Origin of the sequence: Arthrobacter glacialis, from assembly GCF_002909415.1 — a bacterium.
Classification (GTDB): Bacteria; Actinomycetota; Actinomycetes; order Actinomycetales; family Micrococcaceae; genus Specibacter; species Specibacter glacialis.
Map to the genome: position 1 here is coordinate 175,537 of NZ_PPXB01000008.1, position 22,185 is coordinate 197,721.

18 protein-coding genes are annotated in these 22,185 nt (G+C 57.6%); 7 read left to right on the forward strand and 11 right to left on the reverse strand.

From position 1 onward, the window contains the following. Positions 1-69: 69 nt before the first annotated feature. Both CVS28_RS11710 and CVS28_RS11715 read right to left on the reverse strand, forming a co-directional pair. On the reverse strand, positions 70-2,067 hold the full coding sequence (locus CVS28_RS11710; RefSeq protein WP_243399858.1) for a DUF6541 family protein: 1,998 nt from the start codon (positions 2,065-2,067) through the stop codon (positions 70-72). A gap of 127 nt (positions 2,068-2,194) precedes the next feature. Next, entirely contained in the window at positions 2,195-3,484 is a 1,290-nt protein-coding gene (locus tag CVS28_RS11715; RefSeq protein ID WP_133159117.1) for a hypothetical protein, read from the reverse strand. A gap of 195 nt (positions 3,485-3,679) precedes the next feature. Here CVS28_RS11715 and CVS28_RS11720 point away from each other — a divergent pair, with 195 nt between their 5' ends. Next, complete coding sequence (locus tag CVS28_RS11720) at positions 3,680-4,840, forward strand: substrate-binding domain-containing protein (protein ID WP_103481616.1); 1,161 nt, start codon at positions 3,680-3,682, stop codon at positions 4,838-4,840. Positions 4,841-4,898: 58 nt separating this feature from the next. After that, positions 4,899-6,500, forward strand: coding sequence for a DUF2142 domain-containing protein (locus CVS28_RS11725; protein WP_165788135.1), 1,602 nt, complete (start codon positions 4,899-4,901; stop codon positions 6,498-6,500). Positions 6,501-6,958: 458 nt separating this feature from the next. Here the strand turns inward: CVS28_RS11725 and CVS28_RS11735 are convergent, their stop codons facing one another. Both CVS28_RS11735 and rfbA read right to left on the reverse strand, forming a co-directional pair. After that, the gene (locus CVS28_RS11735; RefSeq protein WP_103464658.1) at positions 6,959-7,468 is read right to left on the reverse strand and encodes a GtrA family protein; all 510 of its coding nucleotides are present in this window, start codon (positions 7,466-7,468) and stop codon (positions 6,959-6,961) included. Positions 7,469-7,901: 433 nt separating this feature from the next. Further along, positions 7,902-8,774 (reverse strand): glucose-1-phosphate thymidylyltransferase RfbA, encoded by an 873-nt coding sequence (gene rfbA, locus CVS28_RS11740; RefSeq protein ID WP_103464760.1) that lies wholly within the window; start codon positions 8,772-8,774, stop codon positions 7,902-7,904. 95 nt (positions 8,775-8,869) lie between these two features. Between rfbA and CVS28_RS11745 the strand changes: the two genes are divergently transcribed. The 3 genes from CVS28_RS11745 (at position 8,870) to CVS28_RS11755 (ending at position 13,225) form a co-directional block, all read left to right on the forward strand. Continuing rightward, positions 8,870-9,982 (forward strand): acyltransferase family protein, encoded by a 1,113-nt coding sequence (locus CVS28_RS11745; RefSeq protein ID WP_103481619.1) that lies wholly within the window; start codon positions 8,870-8,872, stop codon positions 9,980-9,982. Between the two features lie 568 nt (positions 9,983-10,550). Then, positions 10,551-10,787, forward strand: coding sequence for a hypothetical protein (locus tag CVS28_RS19710; protein ID WP_165788136.1), 237 nt, complete (start codon positions 10,551-10,553; stop codon positions 10,785-10,787). Between the two features lie 869 nt (positions 10,788-11,656). Next, the gene (locus CVS28_RS11755; RefSeq protein ID WP_103481621.1) at positions 11,657-13,225 is read left to right on the forward strand and encodes a DUF2142 domain-containing protein; all 1,569 of its coding nucleotides are present in this window, start codon (positions 11,657-11,659) and stop codon (positions 13,223-13,225) included. Between the two features lie 211 nt (positions 13,226-13,436). On the opposite strand, the gene CVS28_RS11760 is transcribed toward CVS28_RS11755, so the two are convergent. The 7 genes from CVS28_RS11760 to CVS28_RS11790 all read right to left on the reverse strand — a co-directional run bounded on the left by CVS28_RS11760 (position 13,437) and on the right by CVS28_RS11790 (position 19,715). After that, positions 13,437-14,345 carry a glycosyltransferase gene (locus tag CVS28_RS11760; RefSeq protein ID WP_103481622.1) on the reverse strand — a complete coding sequence of 303 codons (909 nt, stop codon included), beginning with the start codon at positions 14,343-14,345 and terminating at the stop codon, positions 13,437-13,439. A 9-nt stretch (positions 14,346-14,354) separates the two neighbouring features. Beyond that, a complete protein-coding gene (locus CVS28_RS11765) occupies positions 14,355-15,449 on the reverse strand; it encodes an NAD-dependent epimerase/dehydratase family protein (protein WP_103481623.1) in 1,095 nt (364 codons plus the stop codon). A gap of 23 nt (positions 15,450-15,472) precedes the next feature. Beyond that, positions 15,473-16,360, reverse strand: a complete 888-nt coding sequence (locus CVS28_RS11770; protein ID WP_103464651.1) for a glycosyltransferase — start codon at positions 16,358-16,360, stop codon at positions 15,473-15,475. Next, entirely contained in the window at positions 16,361-16,738 is a 378-nt protein-coding gene (locus CVS28_RS11775) for a DUF2304 domain-containing protein (RefSeq protein WP_103464650.1), read from the reverse strand. Between the two features lie 3 nt (positions 16,739-16,741). After that, on the reverse strand, positions 16,742-17,500 hold the full coding sequence (locus CVS28_RS11780; RefSeq protein ID WP_103464649.1) for a glycosyltransferase family 2 protein: 759 nt from the start codon (positions 17,498-17,500) through the stop codon (positions 16,742-16,744). A gap of 66 nt (positions 17,501-17,566) precedes the next feature. Further along, positions 17,567-18,490 carry a glycosyltransferase gene (locus CVS28_RS11785; RefSeq protein ID WP_103481624.1) on the reverse strand — a complete coding sequence of 308 codons (924 nt, stop codon included), beginning with the start codon at positions 18,488-18,490 and terminating at the stop codon, positions 17,567-17,569. Next, positions 18,480-19,715: a polysaccharide biosynthesis protein gene (locus CVS28_RS11790; protein ID WP_103481625.1), complete on the reverse strand. Its 1,236-nt coding sequence runs from the start codon at positions 19,713-19,715 to the stop codon at positions 18,480-18,482. The genes CVS28_RS11785 and CVS28_RS11790 overlap by 11 nt, the downstream gene beginning before the upstream one ends. Before the next feature lie 147 nt (positions 19,716-19,862). Between CVS28_RS11790 and CVS28_RS11795 the strand changes: the two genes are divergently transcribed. After that, entirely contained in the window at positions 19,863-20,621 is a 759-nt protein-coding gene (locus CVS28_RS11795) for a glycosyltransferase (RefSeq protein WP_103464646.1), read from the forward strand. A gap of 317 nt (positions 20,622-20,938) precedes the next feature. Beyond that, positions 20,939-22,185 (forward strand): GH25 family lysozyme (locus CVS28_RS11800; protein ID WP_279325070.1); only part of this gene is annotated, 1,247 nt, incomplete at its 3' end.

Sequence of the window (22,185 nt, forward strand, 5' to 3'; positions counted from 1 at the left end):
CCCGTGTCCGACCCCTCAGCTGGGCCAACGCGCCGACGTGACCCAGCTGAACCTATGACTTCGCTCGGCTCAGCTGCAAGCGGTGATGCGGAACAGCCTGGCTTCGCCGACCTGGGCAACAAGTTCCGCCGCGGGTGAGTCCTGCAATTTATCCAATCCTGGGAAGTCGTGGCGTCCTCCATGAACTTCCTTGCTGCCAAAGTCAAGGGCGTACTTGACGCCTGCAGCCTCGACTGCCGGGCACACAGTCGGATCTGTCAGTGCATTGCGCAGGGAATTGTTGATGATCTCGATATCGGCTGGGTAGGTGCTCAGGACGTGGCGAGAGGTGGTGTCTCGGTTCGCCAAGGCAAAGGCAAGCGCCGCTCCCGTCCACGGATTCACGGCAATCGTGGCCCCGGCCGGCACCAAATCATCCAGCTGTTCAATCAAGGCCAGCTCATCTGAAGAGACAACCTCGGAATTGGGCGTTTCTGCATAGTTGCGTGCTGCTGAGGCAACGGCGAAATTGATGGGTGCACCCTGCATTCCGACTGCCAGCAGCGCGACCACCAGGAAGCCTGAAAGCACTCCCACGCGTGCACGCGCGTCCGGCGCCGGCAGCACCCGCCCCGGACGGTTCCAGAACCGGTCCAAGGCGCTTTGCCCGCAACGTAGAAGCCAGCCAAAACCAAGGGCTGCAAGCGGGAGTGCTGTGATGGGCAGGATGGCTGCCAGCCGGTAACTGTCGTTGTACCAAACACCGGTAATGACGCTGCGAAGATAGCTTGTGCCAACGCCTGCAATGACGACAAACAGGAATGACGTCAGCACGTAGCATCCCAGCAGCCACCATTGGTGCCGGTCGCGTACAGCAACGAACAGCCCCATCAGAACCAGTGCGGACACCACCCAGGCTTCGGGCCGGTTCATGGCGGAGTTGGTTGCAATTTCCCACGCAGCGCCTGCGGGGGAGTGGTACCGGTCCCAGAAGGCTGCGTCAGCCGGCGGTCGGATATACTTCCACAGCGTGGCTAGGAACACGAGCCCGAGGGCAAGCAGCGCACCCACCAGGAACTTCTCCCGTCGTTGTGTCTGGACATGGCCAGCCAAGATGTACCGCTGCATGTAGGCATACAAAACTACAGGGACGCTGATGGCCAGGAGAGTCATTGCACCATTTGGGTGGGCAATTGCTATGCCGGGCGAAATCATGGGAGCCAAGGCAAAACGGGCCAAGGGATTGCTTGGAGGTTGGCTGCCAACATTGAAGAAAGCTGCAACGGCTGCTAATCCCAGCGGGATCAAACAGATGGAGAGAAAGTTTGGATACAAGACCCCGAAGTCCAGCAAGAGCAAGGGGAACGAGGAGAAGCTGGCAGCCAATACGGCGCCAAAAGCCACGACCCATGGCCTTGGGCCAGCAACAGTCCTGACCAGGAACATGCAGCCCAGCGTCCACACCAGGGCGGCCAAGACGAGGTTGAGCATATTAACGGCCACGGAAATGGGTGCGCCCGTGATCTGGACCAGAAGGGCGACGAGCCCATGCCACGCAGCTGGGTAGAAGTATGGGGGATTGTCTCCGTTGGTCATTGCTGACAATGTGAGAGACGAGGCGTTGCCAGTGTTGAGAACGTACCGGACAGCGTTGAGATGGAAGATGCCGTCGAAGGTTTGTGAAATGTTTCCCGGGCTTCCGAAGACTCGAACCAGCTGCCATATGAGCAGCCCGGCCCCAGCCGCAAATCCGAGGCATTGGACAACTATCGCCTTGATGGAAGGCCGGGCTGCCGTGGCGTGTGCGAATTTTCCGCGGCGTTCACACCAGCGGCGCAGAAGCCAGACGGCGCCTGCCACGGCAACGGCCGCCAGCACCATGGCGAAAGGGGACCAGTCGATGCCGAGTTTGCCAAAGGCAATGGCCGCGAGTGCGGAGATCGTAACAGTCAAAGCCGGCGCTGAGGCTGCGGCGGGGAGGCCACGCAGGCCCAAGGAAACGGCCACCAGGCCGCCGGGGACAAAGACTAGTGCCACACACGTCAGTACGACAGGGATCACGGCTGCCCAGCTCATTGAAGATTCCATTCAGGGTGTCTAGCCGTGCCTGACATGGGAATTTCAGGAATTTTGCAAACGGCGGTCGGAAGTTCTGGAGATTAACTGACGCCTAATCTTATCGCGTGGAGTCTTGGAATTGGCCCAGCTCCGGGCCCTAGGGAGCTGGCACCATCAGTGAACACGGAACTTTAACACCCCCGGCAAGCCAATGGGCGGGGGCAATAAATACGGGTTGAAAGTGTATGGACGGTTCAATAATGCACGCTGTTCGAGCCACGGCCACACCGTCGCTCCAGTCGGGGCCATGGTTTCGCAGGGAGCTTGCCGGGAAGAAGTACACGCATTGAAGGACCACAAAAGCGGACAAGATCGCAACAGAAATGGTTCGCCGTTTACTGGTGTCGCACAGCGCCGCCAACGGGATCAAGGCAAGCAGGAACATGGATGGAACAGTTGAATAGCGGGTGAGGAGGAATGATTTCCACTGCTCTGCGTCATAGGATGCATAGTCAAAGAATTTATAGAAGTTAAGGACCAGCGTCGCACCCCAAACGGCAGTCGAACCGAGCAGTAAAACGAGGGCCACGAGTCGTTTCTGTCGATTCCCCTTTAACAAGATGTAGGCCAATGCCGCAGCAAACGGGATGGCCGCCAAGAGCGGCGGCCAGAACCCGTAGTTGCCAATATTTGCTGAGATCTGGCTGGAACTTCCATAAATCAGGGCCGATGAACTATTCAGGAACCAGCCCATGGTGATGGAGGCAAAGTCCAGTGGATACGTGCTCGATGGTGCCCGCGGATGCGACATGGTCGTAAGGATTTGGGCGGCGAGCCCTACCAACAAGCCAATCCGCGCTGGCCACAGTCGGCGATCCTTGAAGCTGATGGCAAACATGGGGACAAAAAGAACCGCCACGATTTCCGTCAGTGACAGAAGGGTCGCTGTGAAGAAGAACAGCACGCCCTCCAGCTTTGACTTGGCGGGCTTGAGCAGCAACCAGGGGGTCAGCCATAGAAGGTAGGAATGGATGTTGGCAAAATTCCCCAAGGTCTCCCAAGGGGCTGGCGCCACCAGGATGGTGATGGATGCCCAGCCAAGCCTGGCATATACATTGGAAGTAATTGCCTTGGAGCAATGGAAAACCAGGTAGGCGACGACACCAACGACCACACAGCTTAGAAAGTTCAAAGCCAATGCGTAGTCGTCCACGGCGAAGAAGCGAACCACGGACTTCGCAGCGAACCTGGGCAGGACATGGAGATACCCCGCGTAGGGGGAAAAGATGTCCAAGATTCCCTTGCGGGCCATAGCATCCTGGAGGAAGATGGCGCCATCTTCGGCCCAGATGACGTCGCGCGAAGTGGGTGGCATTCGCCAGAAAGCCATGAGAGCAGCCAACAGCACGGCCGCCACTGTCGCTGTGGATCGTACTGGCCAGGACATTAGCGAGAACTTCGCAAACTTCGTGTTGACATCCGTCTGGACCAAATTCCTGCTGGTTAGAGACATCTTCGTTGGACTTTCTAGCTGGAATCGGGTTGCAATACTCGTGGCCGTCAGGCCGTGGGAAAGGTATTATTCGAACCCCAGCCCGGCGTAATATTGCCTCGGATTGCTGGGCGCCCTGCAGGACCTTCGATGCCAAGTCAGAGCCGAACAAACGATAGGCTAGGAGAGTCTATCGGTCGATTCGATTTGCGCCCAATTAGTTTTCGAAGGGAAATCTCTGTGAACCGTCAGTGGTCCGGACAATTAAAAGTCGCGGTGGCGCTGTGTTGCGTGGCCTTGCTGGGTGCTTGTTCCAGCCCTCCTCCGGCGGATCCGATCCGGGGTGCCTTGATTATTGTCGGCAGCGGCACGCAACAAAGCGCCATCAATGTCTGGCGTGACTCGTGGGTAAAAGAGAACAGGGGAGTATCCACCAATTTTTCCCCGGATGGACAAGATGTTGGTCTTCAGGCGCTTGTCTCAGGTAATACCTACGTTGCCACCAGTGATACACCATTGGATGAAACGAACAAGGCGGCGTCGATCGGTTCGTGCGGACCGGACGGTGCCTTTGCCGTGCCGACGACGATTTCCCCGGTTGGAGTTGCCTACAACCTCAGTGGTGTCCGCGGGCTGAAACTGGACGCGTCAACGCTCTCGGCGATCTTCAATGGCGCCGTAGTCTCGTGGAACGATCCCAAAATCCAGGCCCTGAATCCCGCCGTTGAATTGCCCAGTGCACCGATAGTGCCCGTGACCTCCAAAGCCAGCTCTTCGCTGTCCCTGGCTGGCAGCACATATTTCTCCCGGAATGCGCCTGCTTCGTGGACCGCCAAGCCTTCGAGTAGATGGCCTGACACAGTTGCCGGAACAAGGCTTGAACTGGACAAGGACATTCCCAACGAAGTTGACGACAATTTCGGCACCATAGCCTTTCTGAATCTGGCGGACATTGGGAATCGATTCAATACGGCTGCCTTGAAGTTCAACGCTGACTTCGTTGCGCCCAGCAATGATCAAATTGACGCTGCCATAGGCAGCAGTCAGGTGACCCTGAATTCTCGCGGTGTTGCCATTGACTTGGGTTCGAGTGAGGGAACGGGATACCAATTAGGTTCGGTCAGATATCAAGTTTTTTGTTCACAATATAAGCACGAAGCCATCGCCACGCTTGTCAGATCCTGGGCCAGCTATGTGGTCAGCGAGCCTGGCCAAACCAAAGTATGGATTGCCCTTGGCAGCTATGCCCCGAGCCAAAAAGCGCTGCAGGCCGCACAAGACCTTGTTGCAAACATTGACTACAGCCGATAACTGGCAGGATTAAATGTCTGTGAAAACTTTATTGAATCAAAAAACCATACGGAGAAGCATGTCCGAGAGCAATTACCAGGAGACTATTCCCCAGGGGGAAGGTTGGTTGGCGAGCCCCGTCCGCAGCAACGGGTTGTTTCTGCGGCTTTTTCTGGTCTTTGCTGTTCTCGGCACTCTGTGGGCCATTGCGACACCGCTGATGGCTTACCCGGACGAACCCTCACACACCATCAGGGCAGCCGCCGTCGTCAGGGGGCAGATAGCAGCAGAGCCGGGTCAGTCCTTTGGGAATGGGGTCCACTTCCAGATTCCGTCCTATATTGCGAACTTAGACGCCCAGACGTGCTTTACCTTTTCCAGAAACAGGACTGCCGACTGCGCACCTGCCATTCCCGCTGGAGACAATTTTGACGTTATCGGCGTCACATCGGCTGGCAGCTACAACCCCATGTACTACTGGGTGGTGGGTCTGCCAAGTCTGATCATGACCGGCGCACCGGCGATTTACGCCATGCGCATCGTCAGCGTCCTGTTTTCTGCTGTGTTCTATGGGGCGGCTTTTATGGCATTGAGCAAGCTTCGCAAGCCCAAATGGCCCTTGGTCACGGCGTCCATGGCAGTCACTCCGATGGTCTTGTTCTTGTCATCTGGAATCAACCCAAATTCCATCGAGATTGCAGCAACAATGGCTGCTTTCTGTGCGCTGCTGGCGGTCCTGGATCGTGCGCATTCGATCAGAAGCACGCTTCCTGCCATTGCTACAGTCGCCGCGGCCACGATGGTTCTGGCAAATACCCGCTCCGTGTCCTTGGTATGGCTCCTATGTGCAGTTGTCATTGCCTTCCTGCTTTTCAAGTGGGACGCTGTGAAGCGGGTTCTGGGCAATCGGCTTGTCTTGATCGGTGTTGGGCTTGCCGCCATAGGCGTTGTCTTAGGCCTCCTCTGGATGGTGGTGAGCATGAACGCGCCAGCGTCCAGTGGAACGGCACCGGAAGGGATCATCAATCCTGCGCCAGGGGTCGCTCCATACCAGGCATTTGTGACCATGTTGGACAGGACTTTCGACTTCATACCGCAGTACATCGGAGTTGTGGGGTGGCTCGACACCCCTGTTCCCCAGGGAGTAATTGCCTTCTGGAGCATGCTGTTCGTGGCAACCCTGCTCATGGCGCTGTTGGCCCGTCCCCGCAAGATTCTGTTCGCCCTTGTGCTGGCACTGCTGGCAGTCGCCGTGGTACCGGCTTTTCTGCAAGCGTCGCTGGTGACCACGGTCGGTTTCTTCTGGCAGGGCCGCTACAGCATGCCATTGGTCCTGGTCGCCTTCGTTTCAGCCGGCGTCACTTTGCGCTCCTTGGGCTTCTCCACCAGGAGGCGCAACCAGTCCATTGCCCGAATCCTGATTTTGACGGCACTATTTTCACATGTGATCGCCTTCCTCTACGTTTTGAGGCGCTACGTAGTCGGCATTACGGATATCAGTACCTGGCAGACCATGATCAGCCACCCATCGTGGCAGCCGCCTCTCGGCTGGCTGGTCCTCACCCTGATTTACGGGGTGGTCCTGCTGCTTGCAGGGCAGCGTTTCTACTTCTATCTCTTTCCAGGGAAGAAGCTGATCAATATTCCTGCCTTGGCTGCCATCCGCCGGCCCAAGCTTTAGCAGCCGCTGCCGCGCAGGAGGGGCGAGGCGGAGTTCATAGGCGCTCTGGCTCCGTGCACGGGGCCAGAGCGGCGGATTGCGACCATCGGCGGGTCCATGCTCTTGGCGCGCTTGGTGTGGTGGCTCAGCGGCTTCACCCACATCGTGCCGCGCTGCTGGCTCTGTTCCTCGCTTGAGTGCGGAGGAAGGAACATTGTTGTGTGAGAGTCCACTGTCAAGCTGGCACGGGCAGGTATCAGTTCAAATCACGTTACTGAATGTGTACATCCTGTTACAGCCCACAGCCCACAGCCCACAGCCCACAGCCCACAGCCTGAAACCGAGCATGCATGCGCCACTCACGACTTAGGCCGGGCAGTTACCCACCATAGGACAGATCAGGTCCCAAAGAGCAGCAGGGATCGCGTTGAATTCATGAATGCGGCGTTGGAGGAAGCAGCGTTGCAGACCCGGTGATCTTACTTCCCGGGTGTGATGGGAGCCTCTACGCCGCCCTGCTGCGGGACGGCGTCCGGATCATTCTCCGTGCCCGCTTGGGTCGGCTGTCGATCGCTGCGAAAAATCCAGTACTTGTAGAGGTAGAAGTTCCACACCATCGTTAGCGCGGTGGCAACTACTTTTCCAGCGGTGTAGGTGAGTTCCAAATTGGCAAACGTATTTACAATAAGATCCGTGGCCAAAGTATTGAAGGCCACCAGTATCGCGTAGCGAATAAAACTGGCATGACTGCGGTTTGTTGCCTTGAAAGTGAAGATGCGCTGGAGCAGGAAGTTGAAGATCAGGCTCGTCAGGAAGGCTACGGGCGTGGCAAGCCAAAGACCTACACCAAAGACTTCATGCAGCACCACCAAGAGAGCAAGATCGATGGCAAATGACAAGCCACCCACCAACAGGAATTTCAGCAGGTAGCTGTTGTCCAGTATGGCAACCAACGACCTGCGGCCGGTTGTGGGGGATTGCTGCGGCATATATCTTGGTCTCCAAAAGCGTTATTCCATCGCCAAAAGCGGCTGGATCGGCTGCGGTATGGATTTTTGACACCAACCGACGGTTCAAGTCTATCCTGTCGAATAACCGAGGCGATGCTGTGCCATTGCGTCCATGACCTTGAGATTGCTCGACGACCGCCCGCTTGGGCCGGCTTCGCAACAGAAGCCCCGGGGCGACTCCGGGGATGACTGTGGAGATGCTTCGGTGGATGCCTGTCAGCCACAGGGCTGTGCTCAGAAGCCAAACGCCAATAGTCATGGACCTTTCGAGTCCATTGCCGCAATTCCGGCGAGTGACGTCAAAAAGAAACACCCCTATCCGCAGATAGGGGTGTAACTATTTTGCTCAAGTCAGTTGGAACTTTGTCTAGGACTCAGGGAACCTATCACCTAGAATCACAGTGTCGCTGGGCTAACCCTGGCCGGACTGCAGCAGGCCTAGCAAGTAAGCGCCGTAGCCACTCTTGACCAGTGGTTCTGCCCGTTGGCGGAGCTCGTCGTCGCTGAGGAATCCTTGGCGCCAGGCGACTTCTTCCGGAGCACCGATCTTGAGGTCTTGCCTATTTTCGACGGTGCGAACGAAGTTGGACGCGTCGTTGAGGTCGCTGAATGTTCCGGTGTCCAACCACGCCGTTCCGCGGGGGAGAATTTCTACCTGCAGCTTTCCGCGCTCCAGGTAGTTTTTGTTCACATCGGTGATCTCCAACTCACCGCGTGGTGACGGCTTGAGGTTCCTTGCTATCTCAATGACATCGTTGTCGTAGAAGTACAGTCCGGGAACTGCGTAGTGGCTTCTAGGTTTCTCCGGCTTTTCCTCCAAGGAAAGGGCCTTGCCGGCTGCGTCGAATTCGACCACGCCATAGGACTTCGGATCCCTTACCCAGTACCCAAATACGGCGCCGCCGTCGATGTTCGCGTGACGGCGGAGCTGTGAGCCCATACCCGGACCGTAGAAGATGTTGTCGCCGAGCACCAGCGCAACGGTGTCGTTGCCGATGTGGTCCGCGCCGAGGACGAACGCCTGTGCCAGGCCGTCCGGTGAAGGCTGCTGGACATAAGTCAGGTTGACGCCGAATTGTGACCCGTCACCCAAGAGCCGCTGGAACTGATCGGCGTCGTGCGGGGTAGTGACAATCAGGATGTCGCGGATGCCAGCCAGGATCAGGGTCGACAAAGGATAGTAGATCATGGGCTTGTCGTAGACAGGGACCAGCTGCTTGCTGATGCCCAAGGTGATTGGATGAAGCCGTGAACCGGTACCGCCGGCCAAGATTATTCCTCGCATGTCATAAATCATGACTCAGAAGACATACGACAGCAAACTGATTGGCCATAGGTGCTGGTTGTGATAGCACTTGACGCCTGTTATAGAATTGCACAATGCTCAATCGTGAAACCAGCGGGATAACCTTGCCCGGTACCGCCCAAGGTGCGAGGACTGATCCTGCCACGCGATTCGGCGCACCCCTTGATCCACGGAACAACAGCCTGAATTTCATCAGGCTAATACTCGCACTGATGGTTCTTTTTGCGCACAGTTTCTTCATCGTGGGAGCCGGGACCGGCCCAGGGTTCAAGGGTGAGAACCTTGGCGGCTGGGCTGTTGCGGGGTTCTTTGGTATCAGTGGCTACCTGATCACGGGAAGCCGCTTCAACAACCGGCTTGGCACCTTTCTGGTCCACCGCATAGCCCGAATCGTGCCGGCGTTCCTGGTCTGCCTGGTGGCGATGGCTGCAATCTTTGCTCCCATCGCGTACTACATACAACATTCCTCTTTGCATGGGTTCTTCCAGACGCCAACCACGCCTGCGAACTCGATTTTTGCGAACATGTTTTTAAAGATTTCCACCTATGACATTGCTGGTACACCGGCTGGGGTGCCCTACCCCGGTGCTTGGAACGGGTCGTTGTGGACGCTGTACTTTGAATTCCTTTGCTACCTGCTGGTCGCGTTTTTGGGTACGTTTGCCATCTTCAAGAAGACCCCTTGGCCCATGGTGGCCGCGTTCATCTTGAGTGTTCTGGTCTGGGCCAATCTGCAAAAGATTGATCCCTACATTCAAAATAACCTTGACTTCAATTTGTTGGCCCGTCTGGTCCCATTCTTCCTCGGGGGTGCGGTGGTCAAAGTATTTTCGAAGCGGATTGGCTTGAGCTGGCAGGGTGCGGCGGTCGCGGCAGTTCTCGCAGCGGCGTCGATTCTTGGTCTTGAGGGCTTCGGTAACCAACTTGCGGCACCATTCCTGGCGTACGTGCTGTTGTGGATTTCAACCTGGCTCCCCAGTCCCAAGCTGGTGCTGAAGAATGATGTTTCCTACGGGGCCTACATCTACGCTTTCCCGGTTCAACAGCTACTCGCGGTCTTCGGTGCTTACCATTGGGGCGTTTGGTGGTTCACCCTAGCCGCCCTCCTGGCCACCATGCCACTGGCCATTGCCAGCTGGCTGTTGGTGGAGCAACCAATCATGCGCTCGGTAAGGCGTAGGTCTTGAGGATTCGTTAAACAATTGCAAAGAAAGACTTGCCGCTTTACTTTGGCGGTTTTCATTGCAATGAAGCGATAATACACACAATATTATTGCGAATAATGTCTACTTTTATCCCTGACCCAAACGGGTCCATGTCCAAGTCAGGGGCGTCAGCCCTGATGTAAGTTCCGGACGAACCTGCGCACACGATCGAGGCCGTTGCAGTGGCAAACGGACAGATTCGCGGCACCAGAGGCAACAACGAAGGCAAGCTGACGCTGGTTCAGGTGCCCCACTACGTTGCAGCTATTGGCCAACAAACATGCATGGCATAAAAGCGACTGTGACGGCTGACTGCGCACCGCCCATCGACGGGAATACACGGGACTTGGTCGACGCAGCCACGGGCGCTGGCAACTACAACCCTGTTTATTAGGCGCTGGCTGGATTGCCGTCCCGATTCATGACCGGTGAGTCGGCCGAGTACGCAGTACGGGCTGTGAGCGCCTTGATGGGTGCCACTTTTCTCGCTCTGGCAATTGGCACTGCATCCTGCATGCGTCGATCATTTTGCCCGACTACAGCTGCGCTCGTGGCGGTAACGCCCATGGTGCTGTATCTCAACGGTTCCATCAATCCCATTGCACTTGAGATGTTCACCATGGCATCTCATTTTTCTAAGTGCATGTCTGGTGTTTCCGGCGCTGTTTTGGCCAACACGCGCGCCTTGTCGCTGATTTGGCTGACCGCAGCAGTTGTCGCGGCAGTCGTTCTGTACGGGTTCAAGCCCATGGTCGCAGTGGCTAGGAACCGTCTGGGCAGTCGATGATGGCAATAGAGGCACTAGGGTGTGCAGCTATTTTGGCGTGGCTTGCCGTCGCGAACAGTTTTAGGAGTCTGGGAGGGGTTCCCATTGACGTGAAACCGGGACAGGTGTTCGCGGCCATGCTTGATCAAACGTTTCTCTATTCGTCTGGCTACATTTGAATCATGGACTGGCTGGATCCCCGGCCCTTGGCGCGGTCATGATTTTCTGGAACTGCGCATTTGCAGCCATCATTCTTGGAGGGCTTGCCGCAAGGCGCCTGCACAGCCGGATCGCCGTGTGGCTTGTCATGGTTGCCGTCATTGTCTTGCCACCGATTCTTCAGAGCCAGGTTGTTAGTGAACTCAGACACCTTTGGCAAGGCAGATGCTAGCTTGTACTGTTTGCTCTGGTTTGCGTCGTGAGTTTGCAAGTTCGACCAGCTCCCAGTGGGGAGTGGGCCAAGTCCGTTGCTCGTTGGCTGGTCGCTGGCGTGCTGGTCTACAAGTTACTTTTCAAGCGGAGCCAAAGGCTGCAGTGACCCCAGCATCGCCGGGAAACGACACGGTAGTCGTTTAGCCAGGAATCGCCTGTAGCCCGTTTGGGCGGCGGCTGCCAGCCTTGATGCCCGCCGGCAAGAAGTGCATGGGTTGGGACAGTCTTGCGGGTTGCGGCGACTGTTTCCGCTGGCCGCCATGAGCTGACTGATGTGCTGGCCCGGCCGTCAATGGTGGGGCCACGGCACGTGCCAATGACCTTGGCCCTTTCGGCTTTGGGGCAGAAATTCCGGGACAAGGTGCACCAGTAAATCCCGATTCGAGCAGCGGTCCGCGGGCATGATGAGCTGAACCACCAACACGGCTGCCCCATCCCATACGGTAATATTGTTGACAATGTCTACTTTGATTCCTGCCCCTAGCCAGTCCCGAGCCAGGTCAGGGGCGGCAGCTTTTCTGCGTCGATCCCTTGGTGTTTTCCCGATTGTTGCCGCGCTGTCCATGTTGTGGGTATTTGCCTCTCCACTTATGTCAGTTCCGGACGAGCCAGCACACACCATCAAGGCTGTTTCCGTTGCGCATGGGCAATTGAATGGCGTCTCCGGAGGCCAGCAGAGTGACCTCACGATCGTTCGGGTGCCTGGCTACATCGCCAATCTCGGCGGCCAGGCTTGCATGGCGTGGCGTGCCACCGTGACTGCGGATTGTGCGCCCCCGATTCAGGCGTCGGCACAGGAACTTGTCGACGCGGGAACCAGTGCAGGTAACTACAATCCGATGTACTACGCAGTTGTAGGACTTCCTTCCCAGTTTCTCAGCGGCGCCAAGGCACTCTACGCCATGCGGGGTGTCAGCGCCCTGATATGTGCAGCGTTCTTATCATTCGCGATTGGCGCGGCAGCCAGTTTGCGGAGACCGTTCTGGCCGAAGTCTGTGACGCTGGTTGCAGTGACACCCATGGTGCTGTATCTGAGCGGATCCATCAACCCCAACGCCCTGGAAATCGTGACGACGGCGGCACTGTTCATGAGTGCATGCTTGGTGTTTGAGAATTACAGAAACTTGGCAAATGTCCGATTGGCCATGGTTGTCGTCGGTGTATCCGGTGCAGTGCTGGCAAATACGCGAGCCATGTCTCTGTTGTGGCTGGCATGTGCCGTGGGTGCGGCTGTCCTGCTCTATGGATGGAAGCCACTGCTCGCGGTGTTTAAGAACCGGTTGGGGCTGGCCATGATGGCCCTGATTGTCCTTGGCTGTGCGCTGAGCTTGGCCTGGCTGGTGATGGCAAACAGCTTCCAAAGTCTCTTGGGCACCCCCACGGACATCCCACCAGCACAGGCATTTGCCAGGATGCTTGATGAAACGTTCAAGTACTCCGCTGGATATGTTGGTGTCATGGGGTGGCTTGACACGCCGCTGCCGGGTGCCATCATGGCATTTTGGAACTTTGCCTTCGCTGCTGTGATCCTCGGCGGACTGTCCGTGCGGAGGTTGAGAAGCCGAATTACGGTGTGGGCCGGCCTGGCCGCGGTGCTGCTGGTACCGGCGGTTGTCCAGGCGCAGGCAGTTCAGGAGATCGGGTACATCTGGCAGGGACGCTATTTGTTGGCATTGTTCGTCCTCTTCCTCTTGGCCTGTGGCGTTGCCCTGCGCACTGCCCCAGCGCCGCAGGGTGCAAGGGCAAAGGCTGTTGCCCGCTGGCTAATCGCCGGGGCAGTGGGGGTTCACATCTACGCTTTCCTCTATGTTCTCCGCCGTTACGTGGTTGGTTTGCAGGAGCACACAAACTGGACTGAAATGTTCAACCCGCTGTGGCAGCCACCATTTTCCTGGCAGGGCTTGTCATTGGCCTACTTGGCGGTTCTGACTATTGCGGCAGTCGTGGCCTACAAGTCACTTTTCCCTGCTGGACTAAAGCACACACCGAAGCGAAACTCGCCGAAAGAAGACATGCTCAGCGTCTAGGCGAGCATCTGGTGACGCCCGGTGGGCTCCCACTGCGGGGCCTGCCAATCGCGGACAGGCAGGGCAGTCCTTAAAGGATTTGGGGCCTTGTTCAGTTATCCGGTCAATCTGACCGGATAACTGAACAAGGCCCCATCCGATTTTGGATCAGCTTGTTGATGTGGCCAAGGCTATGTAGCCCTGCAAAATAAGGCGGACCATGCCTGCGGCATCAACGGGGTGTGCGTTGCCCCGAAATTCCGGCAAATCCGTCCCGGACACCGGCCAGCGCCGAGGCCAGTCTTTTGCCCCGACCAGGAGCCAGAGCTGTGACAATCGCCAAGTGCCGGTAGTCCGCCAAAACGCCCTTGAGTGCCCAAGCGGGTTGCGTGCGCCAATATTTACGCAGCAGCAGGAGACGGTTCCTGAAAACGTAGTAATACCTGTAACTGGCCGCTGTGCGAATGCGCAGTGGACGGCCACCAGGGGCGATCTTGATGCCGAAGAGCGAGGCAACAACCATTGAACCCAGCGCATGCTCCAGACGGGCTTCTGGGGCCAGTACGGACTCCATGCCGGCGTCTCGTGCCCGTAGGTAAAACTCAGTGTCAACCCCGTCGATGAACAGTTCTTCCATCAGCAGGCCAATGGAGTCCAATGCCTCACACGGGATCAACAGGCCTGATTGGATCGGCTCGCCTCCAAGGAGAGTATCCTTGTGCGCCCCGCGCCTTCGGGTCGGCAGGCCACTGATCGATCCGGGAGCCACCATGCCAACAGTGACGCCGTTAGCCCGGGCAACCTCGTGGGCGGCAAGTAATTTGGCGGTGTACCCGGGCTCAAGCAGTGAATCCTGGTCCATGGTGAGAATGAACACCGGGTTGCTGGCGTGTTCCCGAGCCGCCCGAATGCCAGCGTTGAGGGCACCGGCGATGCCGCTGTTGCGCCGTAGACGTACAACCTGGGCTCCCATGGACTCCAGTTGGGCCAGGATTCCCTGACAGTCGTTGGGGCTTCCGTCATCGACGGCAACCACATGGCCCACCTGCTCCATCAGCGCCGCGCAATGTGCCACAACGCCAGCATCCGGGTTGTACAACGAAACTACTGCGGCGATGTTGTCCTCTGGAACCTTGCCCATTCGGCGCGACTAGGCTGGCTGGACGTCAGGCTGGGCGTCAATCCAGTTGGCCAACAGGTCGATGCCCTGGGCCAGATTGTATTGAGGTGTCCAGCCCAGTACCCGCTCGGCATCGGAGACGTCGGCCCACGCGTGACGCACATCGCCTTGGCGGTACTGTCCGGTGACATGAGGAGCTGGGGCGTTGTAATGCTTGGCGATCAATTCCGCAGCCGTTCCGATCGTTTGAAACTCACCGGAACCAATGTCCATGGGCTCATCCTGGACTGTAGCGGACAAGGCCCCGGCAACAATTGCTGAGGCAACGTCGTCAATCAGGATGAAGTCGCGACGGACGTCACCGTCTTCATAGAGCGGGATGGACTTTCCGCCCATGGCCATGCGGCAAAACAGGCTCATGATGCCGGTGTAGGGGTTGATGAGGGACTGACCGGGGCCGTATACGTTCTGCAGCCGCAGGATAACCGTCTCAATGCCGAAGGACTTCGCCCACGCCTGGATGATGTGTTCCTGTGCCAGCTTGGTGCCACCGTAGACGCTGACAGGTGCCGGGAAAGTTGTGGCGGCCTTCATCGCTACTGGGCTGGCGTCGGGGAAGTCCCACTGACCTTCATCCAAGGTTGTGCTGGTTCGTTGACCGGGATAGAACGTGCTGCCGTCCGCCCTTGTCCAAGCGCCTTCACCGTAAACAGCACGGCTGGATGAGAGCACAATGCGACGGGGGAGTTTTTGGTGTCTTGTGAGTCCGTCGAGCAGTTGCGTGGTGCCGACGACGTTCACATGCGCGTGGCGGGTCGACTCGTTCAGCGACTGGGCAGTTCCAGTCTCGGCCGCCAGGTGGATGACGACGTCGGGTGTCACAGTGGCCAAGACCGTGTCCCAAGTCTGGGCTTCCGTTACATCTCCTACGATGAGCTCAACTGCCTCAGCGAGTTCTGCCGGCCGCTCCCCGCTGGCATGAATTTGGGGGTGGAGGTTGTCCACCACCACGACGCGGTCGAATGCTTCCACGAGGGTGGCTGATATTGCGCAGCCGATGAAACCGGCGCCGCCTGTGACCAGTACGGTCCCGCCGGAGTGGATCGTTGAAGAAGGATTAGTCACGAAAGACCTTTCGAAGATTTGAGTCAGCTGCCGAAGGCATGCCGGGCAAGTGCCTTCATGGCCACTGTATGACGGGTCATTGCTGCACGTGGAAGTAGAGCCAGGGCGTGGGCGCGCGATGTTAGCCGAAGCTTGGCGGCCCGTTTGGTTCTGGTCCAGCCAAGCTCCTCAGCTTGGCTGGCGGCAAAAGCGAAGTATTCACGCTCGCCAGCGAACCTGGATCCGTCAACGAGCTTGGCCGATGAGGCACTTGCCGAATGGCGGCGGTAGGAGAAACAGACTGTGGGTTCGACCAATATCTGTGCACCCTGGTAAATCATGTCCATGGTCAGGGCGACATCCTGAATGATGGGATAACCCTCGCGGAAGTCAACCTCACGGATCTTCTCCGTGCGGAAGGCCAACGACGGCCAGTATAGCCACACACCGTGCATGAGATTTGTAGCCAAGGATTCGCCGGAGAGCAGTTGACGGCTGTTGCTGCGAGGTTTTACACAACGCTGCTTGACAGTATCAACAAGCGTATTGACTGTCCGGCCATCCTCATCGATCACTATGACGCCCGGTTGGATGATCGACGCTTCAGGGAAGCGTTCGTGACCGGCAAGAATCGTAGAAACGTAGTTCGGATGAATGATGTCATCGCACCCGAGGATCACTATCATTTCTTGTTTTGCCAGGGCAACACAGCTTCGGTAGTTCGCGGTGATCCCTTCGTTATGCTCTTTGCGGATGTAAGTAATCCGCGGATGAGCCAACTCAGCAACAAATCTTTCGATGGCACGGTCAGGATAGGCGTCGTCGATGATCGTCAACTCCCAATCATCGCAATCCTGGGCAACGACGCTGCGCACCGTTGCTTCCATGTATCCGGGATCTCCCCAATAGGGGATGAAGATATCCAATGGCATTTAGTCGCCGTCTCTTTTCTGAGTTTCGGTGGGGGAAATTCTTCCCGCGACTTCTTCGATTTGTGTACGAAGAATCGCCACTTCTTCGGCAAGTGTTCGGGTCTCGTCCTCCAGTACGGATAATTCCCAGGACAAATGCAGGCAAACACCCAAGAGCAGCAAAATACTCAAGATGAATAGGAGGTTGGATGGAAGCTGTACGCCCAAAAGCTCCGCGGCAATGTTTAGCAGCTGAGGGAATGCTGCCAGAACCACAGTGAGTGCGCCCACAACAAGCCACAAAGTTGCGTACTTTTCACGGAACTTCTTCCGTCGAAGCATTTCCAAGACAAGGCCCACGATGGCAAGGGCCAGCAGCAGTGCTGCAAGATTACTCATGGACTACTCTCCCGCCGGCACAGTGAGGCTCGGCTGGTTGGAGGGGACAACAGAACGCTTACGGGTAAATGCAAATAACAGGGCAAAGACCGACCTTCCCAGGTAGATGGCGGCCTTCATAGGATTATGGCTAGGGGTCCCACCCTGCCGTGGGCGCATCTCCACTGGCACCTGTGTCACGGTGCAGCCTGAGCGAAGAGCCACAACGAGGGAATCGATCGTGTCTCCCAAGTACTCGGCAGGGTAATGGTCAAGGTACTGGCTGATAGCACGGTCGTTGGCAGCACGAAATCCACTGGTCACATCCGTAAGCTTTGTTTTGGCCACGGCTGAAATCACCTTTGCCAGCACGAGCATGGCCCACTTGCGCGGGCCTCGGACAGTGTAGTCTCCCCGGTCGGCGAAACGCGCGCCAATGGAGATGTCAGCTACTTCGAGACCGGCCAGAACTTCAGCGATATTTCGCGGATCATGCTGGCCATCTGCATCAACCTGTATGACACGGGAATAGCCCATCCGGCGTGCATATTTGAAACCGGCACGCATGGCCCCGCCGACCCCAAGGTTGAACGGGAGGTTCAAGACGGTTGCACCCGCAGCTGCGGCAACAGCCGCCGTCGAGTCAGTCGAGCCGTCATTGACTACGAGGACATCGTAGCTTTCACTGGCGGCCAGAACTTCCGCTACCGTGGCGGCAACGGCTTCTTCTTCGTTCCAGGCAGGCATGATGATCAGCACGCGCTGGGTGGGTAAGGAATTCATATCATCCAAACTATATCAAGTAGTCAAAGTGTAATTATGTGCATCCGGCCGGCGGAGCGTCCTGCGCTAGAGCCGTGTTTCCAAGTCGGCGGGGATTCTGCCCATCCTTGACCGCAGAGCGTCTCGGAAACCGGCAGCTGCTGCGGTGAGCAGTTTCACTCTATTTGGGCTGAAAAGGAAACGGAGCAAGTGTGCCTTTGACTCCTCGATCAGACGGCGTGCCACCCACTTCGGATAGCGGCGCGCGTAGCGTTTGGTAAGCACAGTTCCATTGCGGCAAATGTAGTAGATGCGGCTGGGGGAGTGATAGTTGAAGGAAATTTCCCGGCCAAAAAGGCTAACGCTACGTCCAAGGACCACAGCTTTGCCGCGCTCACCCAAATCATGTTCGATGGCGCAGTCAGGACCAATGATTGTGGCCAGACCTGCTTCCCTGCACCGCATGGTGAAGTCGGAATCAACGCCGTCGATGAAGAAATCCGAAGCAAAAGGACCCACGGATTCAATGGTCTTCCGGGGGATGACGAATCCGGACTGCATGGGATCGAATGCCTGCCGGAATCCCTGAATCTCCCCCATCGCGGGGCTCGGATGGCCACTGTAGCTTGCGGCACACACAAAGCCAACGCCGACGCCGGCTGCTTGTGCCCGTGCCACGGTTTCCAAAGCGGTGGCAACGTAGTCTTCGGACAACACTGAATCTTGATCCAATGTGATGAAGTAGTCAGGCAGCCACTGTTCACGGGCATGGTTGACTCCGGTATTGAGGGCCACGGCGATGCCTTGGTTGGTGGGCAGCCGCAGCACAGTTGCCCCGGTGCCCTCCAATTCCGCTAAGACTCCGGCGGATCCTTCGGGCGAGCCGTCGTCAACAATGACGATGTGGTCTACTTGCATCGCCAAAGCACGGACCGTGCTGACCAGGGTGGGCGACGGCCGGTAGGCGGCAATGACAGCGGCAGTGGTCTGGTGGCCTTGACTATTCGCCATTTTCGGGGGAATTCCTTCCAAGGTTGAGAACCCTCAGCGAGGGGAAAAGGAGTGTGACGAAAAGCAGGGCTTCACTGAGGGCCATGCCCATGGCAATCCCGACGGCGTTGCCGGCAAAGCCGGAGACCAGCATGACGGCCACACCAAACACAGCCGACACAAGAGTCCAGCGAAGAATGAGGGCTCTTTCTCCGGCTGGAATGAGGAGGTTGCGGATGAACGGTGTGCTCGCCGACAGGAAAGCAAACGACACACCATAGTAGAAGCAGAGTTCGGTGCTGGCCTGAATCTGGCCGGCAAAGAGGATGGCGCTAGCCGTGGGTCCGGCTACTGTCAGTATCGCGGCGCCGATGACACCCAATATGACATGGGACCAGATGGCCATGACATGCCGCTGGCGTGTGTTGGAGATCCCTGATTCGATGGTCCAGCTTTGGAACGCGTTTCCCAAGGCCACAATGGTGAACAGGCCAAAACGATAGAGAGTGTCCGCTGTGGCGAGCGCCCCGGAGGCAGCCGCGGATGTGGTTGCCGTGGCAATCGGGGTTGGTGTCGAGGCGTAGGCGTTACCGGCTAGGTTTATGCTCGCAGTGTGTCCCTGCGCCTTGATTTCTCCGAGGGTGGCCCGCACATCTGTTGGAAGCCAAACACCGGTTGGTGCCAGTCTCCGGTGGAAAAGGACCAAGGCCAGCACAGTCGCCACAGCGAGAATGGCTGTGTAGTTCCAGAGCTGATGCGTCAGCATCAGCAATGGTGCCGATATGGCAGTGGCCAGGAACCGCGGGACTGTGTCAAAAATGGCCAGTAGCTTGGGCTGACCCATGCCAATGCAGAACCAGGCCGGGGACATGCCCGTCAGGACCGAAGCAAGAGCCATGTTGACCGCCTCGGCTCTGAACCCAGGAGCGGCAATCATGGCGGAGAGGACCACCACAACGGGAACGATCAGCAGCATCAGTAGGATGCGGGTCCTCATGCTGGCCAGATAGATGGCGCCTCGATCATGGCTGCCTGCAGCCCGGGCAATGGCGACCGGACCGTCAATGTTCCAACCCCATAGCAGGACAGTTGCGCCAAAAATTCCAATGGCCTGCCCCGAAATGACGCTTGATATTCCTTCGGCGCCGACAAATCCGGAAATGATAGGCAGCAGCAGCAGTGGTGTGACCAACGACAAGAGCGGCAGAAAGGTAAAACCTGAAAGTCGCAGCAGAACGGTCTTCATGTCGGGAATGGGATCCTTGGGCAGTCGATTGGTCTCTTCACTCTACTGGAGTTGGGCGTGCCCCGAGATCATCTAGAATGTCCGGGGGCGGTCTAGATTCGATTCCGGCGGCCTTGGCAGTGCAGCATCGAGCGAAGAGTGAGTCCAATGACCGAGAACCCATACGAAGAGCCTGGAACTGTGCGTGTAAGCGTCTGCATGGCTACATATCGTGGTGCCCGCTACGTGGGGGAGCAACTGGAATCCATCTTGGCGCAATTGGGTGCCAACGATGAAGTCGTCGTGGTGGACGATGCTTCGCCCGATGAAACCGTCGCTGTCATCAAGGGGCTGCAGGATCCCCGAATCCGGATTTTTGAAGTCGCAAAGAACCAAGGATATGTACGCTCCTTTGAGCAGGCAGTTCTTGCCAGTCACGGTGATTTCATCTTCCTGGCCGACCAGGACGATGTGTGGATGCCCGGCAGGCTGGAGGCGATGCTCAGTGCGCTGGAGGACACCGACGTCGTGGCGTCGAACTTCGCCGTCCTGGGTGGCGGTTCACGGAATGGTGTTCCTGAATTGGCATCGGCTGATTCCTCCCGCTATCTGAGAAACATCCTCGGGGTAGTCATTGGATACCGGCCCTACTACGGCTGTGCCATGGCGATGACCAGGCGGCAGGCGGAGATATTCACACCCATCCCGCACTATCTGGTGGAGTCTCATGATCTATGGATGGCCCTGTGCGGAAATATTGGCAAATCCATGACACACCTGCAAGAACCCACTCTCTGGCGCCGCTTGCACGCGGACAACGTCACACCTCGCGGGTGGCGCTCTCTTGGTGTCATTCTGCGGGCTCGGATCATGATCCTGCGGGCATTGGTGGAAGCCGCAAGGCGTACCAAAGCAGCCCGCACATAGGAACAGTCCGGGTTCCCCTGTCTCCAGCGGCCCTTTCCGGAACATCCCACAATTCTCGAGCTAAATGATCCGCAATTGGACGGCCCGGAATCCCCGGGAGATGGCACACTAGGACGAAGGCCAAATTCAATCCACGGATTCGACAGCATTCCTCGACCTGGCCTGCGCAGTCCCGTGGCTGCGGCCAGGGGTAACCCTGAATGCTAATCTGTTCTGGCCAACTGCCGTGATTGCGGTTGAAATCTGGTCTGCTAGTACTCCCGCACGACAAGAGGCAGTGTCCCAGACGTTCGGGGACGGAAACCGTGAAAGGTGCTATGTCAACGTATAAGCCCGCCCGAACAGCTGCTTGCTGGCATCCCAGTCGCAAAGTTGGATTGGGATCCATTGCCAGTGTTATCGCCTTGACGTCAGTGATCCTTGCCGGTGGAGCCGGACTTTGGCCATTGTCGGCACAGGCAGCACCGCAGGGTCCTGAGACCACATCACCGGAAAGCAGCGCTTCGCCTGCAGCGCCTTCCGCATCCGCCCAGCCCCTCCTCGAGACGCCCTCACCGGACGTCGCAGCCAGTCCAGCCGCGGCTGAGCCGGGGATTTCCAATGGATACGCAAAACCAGAGGGTCCGGGGGCGGAGATGGGCTCTGCCGGCAAGTCGGCCGCCAATGGCGCACCCGGCCAAACGCGAAGTCTCCCAAGAGCCCAGGCGCTGGGTCTGGATGGCAGCAGTGCCCGGGCCATCCAGCCGGATGGAACGGAAGGCCTGCCCCTGGGCATGGATGTCAGCGGATGGCAGCCAACCGTCGACTGGGCTGGGGCATGGGCCAATGGTGCGCGGTTCGCCTACATCAAGGCCTCTGAAGGTCCTTGGACGATGAACGACTACTTCGCCCAGCAGTACAACGGCGCGGCGGCCGTGGGCATGGTGCGCGGCGCCTACCATTTTGCCCGCCCCCATATTTCCGGTGGGAAAAACCAGGCAGAAGTCTTCATTCAAAGTGGTGGGGGCTGGTCTGCTGACGGAAAAACCTTGCCCGGAGTTCTGGACCTGGAGGCGCATGTTCCCGTGAGTGCTGCGGATAAGGTCGGGTCATGCTACAACATGACGCCCGCCCAACTGGTGGCCTGGACACGGGATTTCACCTCGACATATAAGAACCTGACATCCCGCGACGCGGTCATATATTCCTCCTACAGTTTTTGGCAGACTTGCATGGGCAACACCACGGCATTTTCTGCAATAAACCCGCTGTGGATTGCCGCCTACGGCCCGCCTTTGAGCGGAGTTCTCATGCCCGGAGGATGGCCGGCATTCACCTTTTGGCAGTATGCAGATGCTGGTACATTCCCCGGAGATCAAAACGTTTTCAACGGTTCCTACGATCAGCTCAAGACCTTTGTCGGCGGTCGGGAGGCGCCCATTGCCGTGACGGTTAGAGATGTGGTTGCGGGCAAGGATTTTGATGGTGATGGGGTTCCTGATGTTATTGCCACGAAGTCGGATGGGACGTTGTGGTTTTATCCGGGAAGTGGCACCGGGGCTGTTGGGGCTGCTCGGAAGATTGG

Coding starts and splice junctions, on each gene's coding strand:
- CVS28_RS11715 (WP_133159117.1), bottom strand. CDS start 3,484: ATGTCCTGGCCAGTACGATCCACAGCGACAGTGGCGGCCGTGCTGTTG.
- rfbA (WP_103464760.1), bottom strand. CDS start 8,774: ATGCGAGGAATAATCTTGGCCGGCGGTACCGGTTCACGGCTTCATCCA.
- CVS28_RS11735 (WP_103464658.1), bottom strand. CDS start 7,468: ATGCCGCAGCAATCCCCCACAACCGGCCGCAGGTCGTTGGTTGCCATA.
- CVS28_RS11720 (WP_103481616.1), top strand. CDS start 3,680: ATGCCAAGTCAGAGCCGAACAAACGATAGGCTAGGAGAGTCTATCGGT.
- CVS28_RS11785 (WP_103481624.1), bottom strand. CDS start 18,490: ATGGCGAATAGTCAAGGCCACCAGACCACTGCCGCTGTCATTGCCGCC.
- CVS28_RS11710 (WP_243399858.1), bottom strand. CDS start 2,067: ATGGAATCTTCAATGAGCTGGGCAGCCGTGATCCCTGTCGTACTGACG.
- CVS28_RS11780 (WP_103464649.1), bottom strand. CDS start 17,500: ATGAATTCCTTACCCACCCAGCGCGTGCTGATCATCATGCCTGCCTGG.
- CVS28_RS11770 (WP_103464651.1), bottom strand. CDS start 16,360: ATGCCATTGGATATCTTCATCCCCTATTGGGGAGATCCCGGATACATG.
- CVS28_RS11745 (WP_103481619.1), top strand. CDS start 8,870: ATGCTCAATCGTGAAACCAGCGGGATAACCTTGCCCGGTACCGCCCAA.
- CVS28_RS11790 (WP_103481625.1), bottom strand. CDS start 19,715: ATGAAGACCGTTCTGCTGCGACTTTCAGGTTTTACCTTTCTGCCGCTC.
- CVS28_RS11775 (WP_103464650.1), bottom strand. CDS start 16,738: ATGAGTAATCTTGCAGCACTGCTGCTGGCCCTTGCCATCGTGGGCCTT.
- CVS28_RS11755 (WP_103481621.1), top strand. CDS start 11,657: ATGTCTACTTTGATTCCTGCCCCTAGCCAGTCCCGAGCCAGGTCAGGG.
- CVS28_RS11795 (WP_103464646.1), top strand. CDS start 19,863: ATGACCGAGAACCCATACGAAGAGCCTGGAACTGTGCGTGTAAGCGTC.
- CVS28_RS11725 (WP_165788135.1), top strand. CDS start 4,899: ATGTCCGAGAGCAATTACCAGGAGACTATTCCCCAGGGGGAAGGTTGG.
- CVS28_RS11760 (WP_103481622.1), bottom strand. CDS start 14,345: ATGGGCAAGGTTCCAGAGGACAACATCGCCGCAGTAGTTTCGTTGTAC.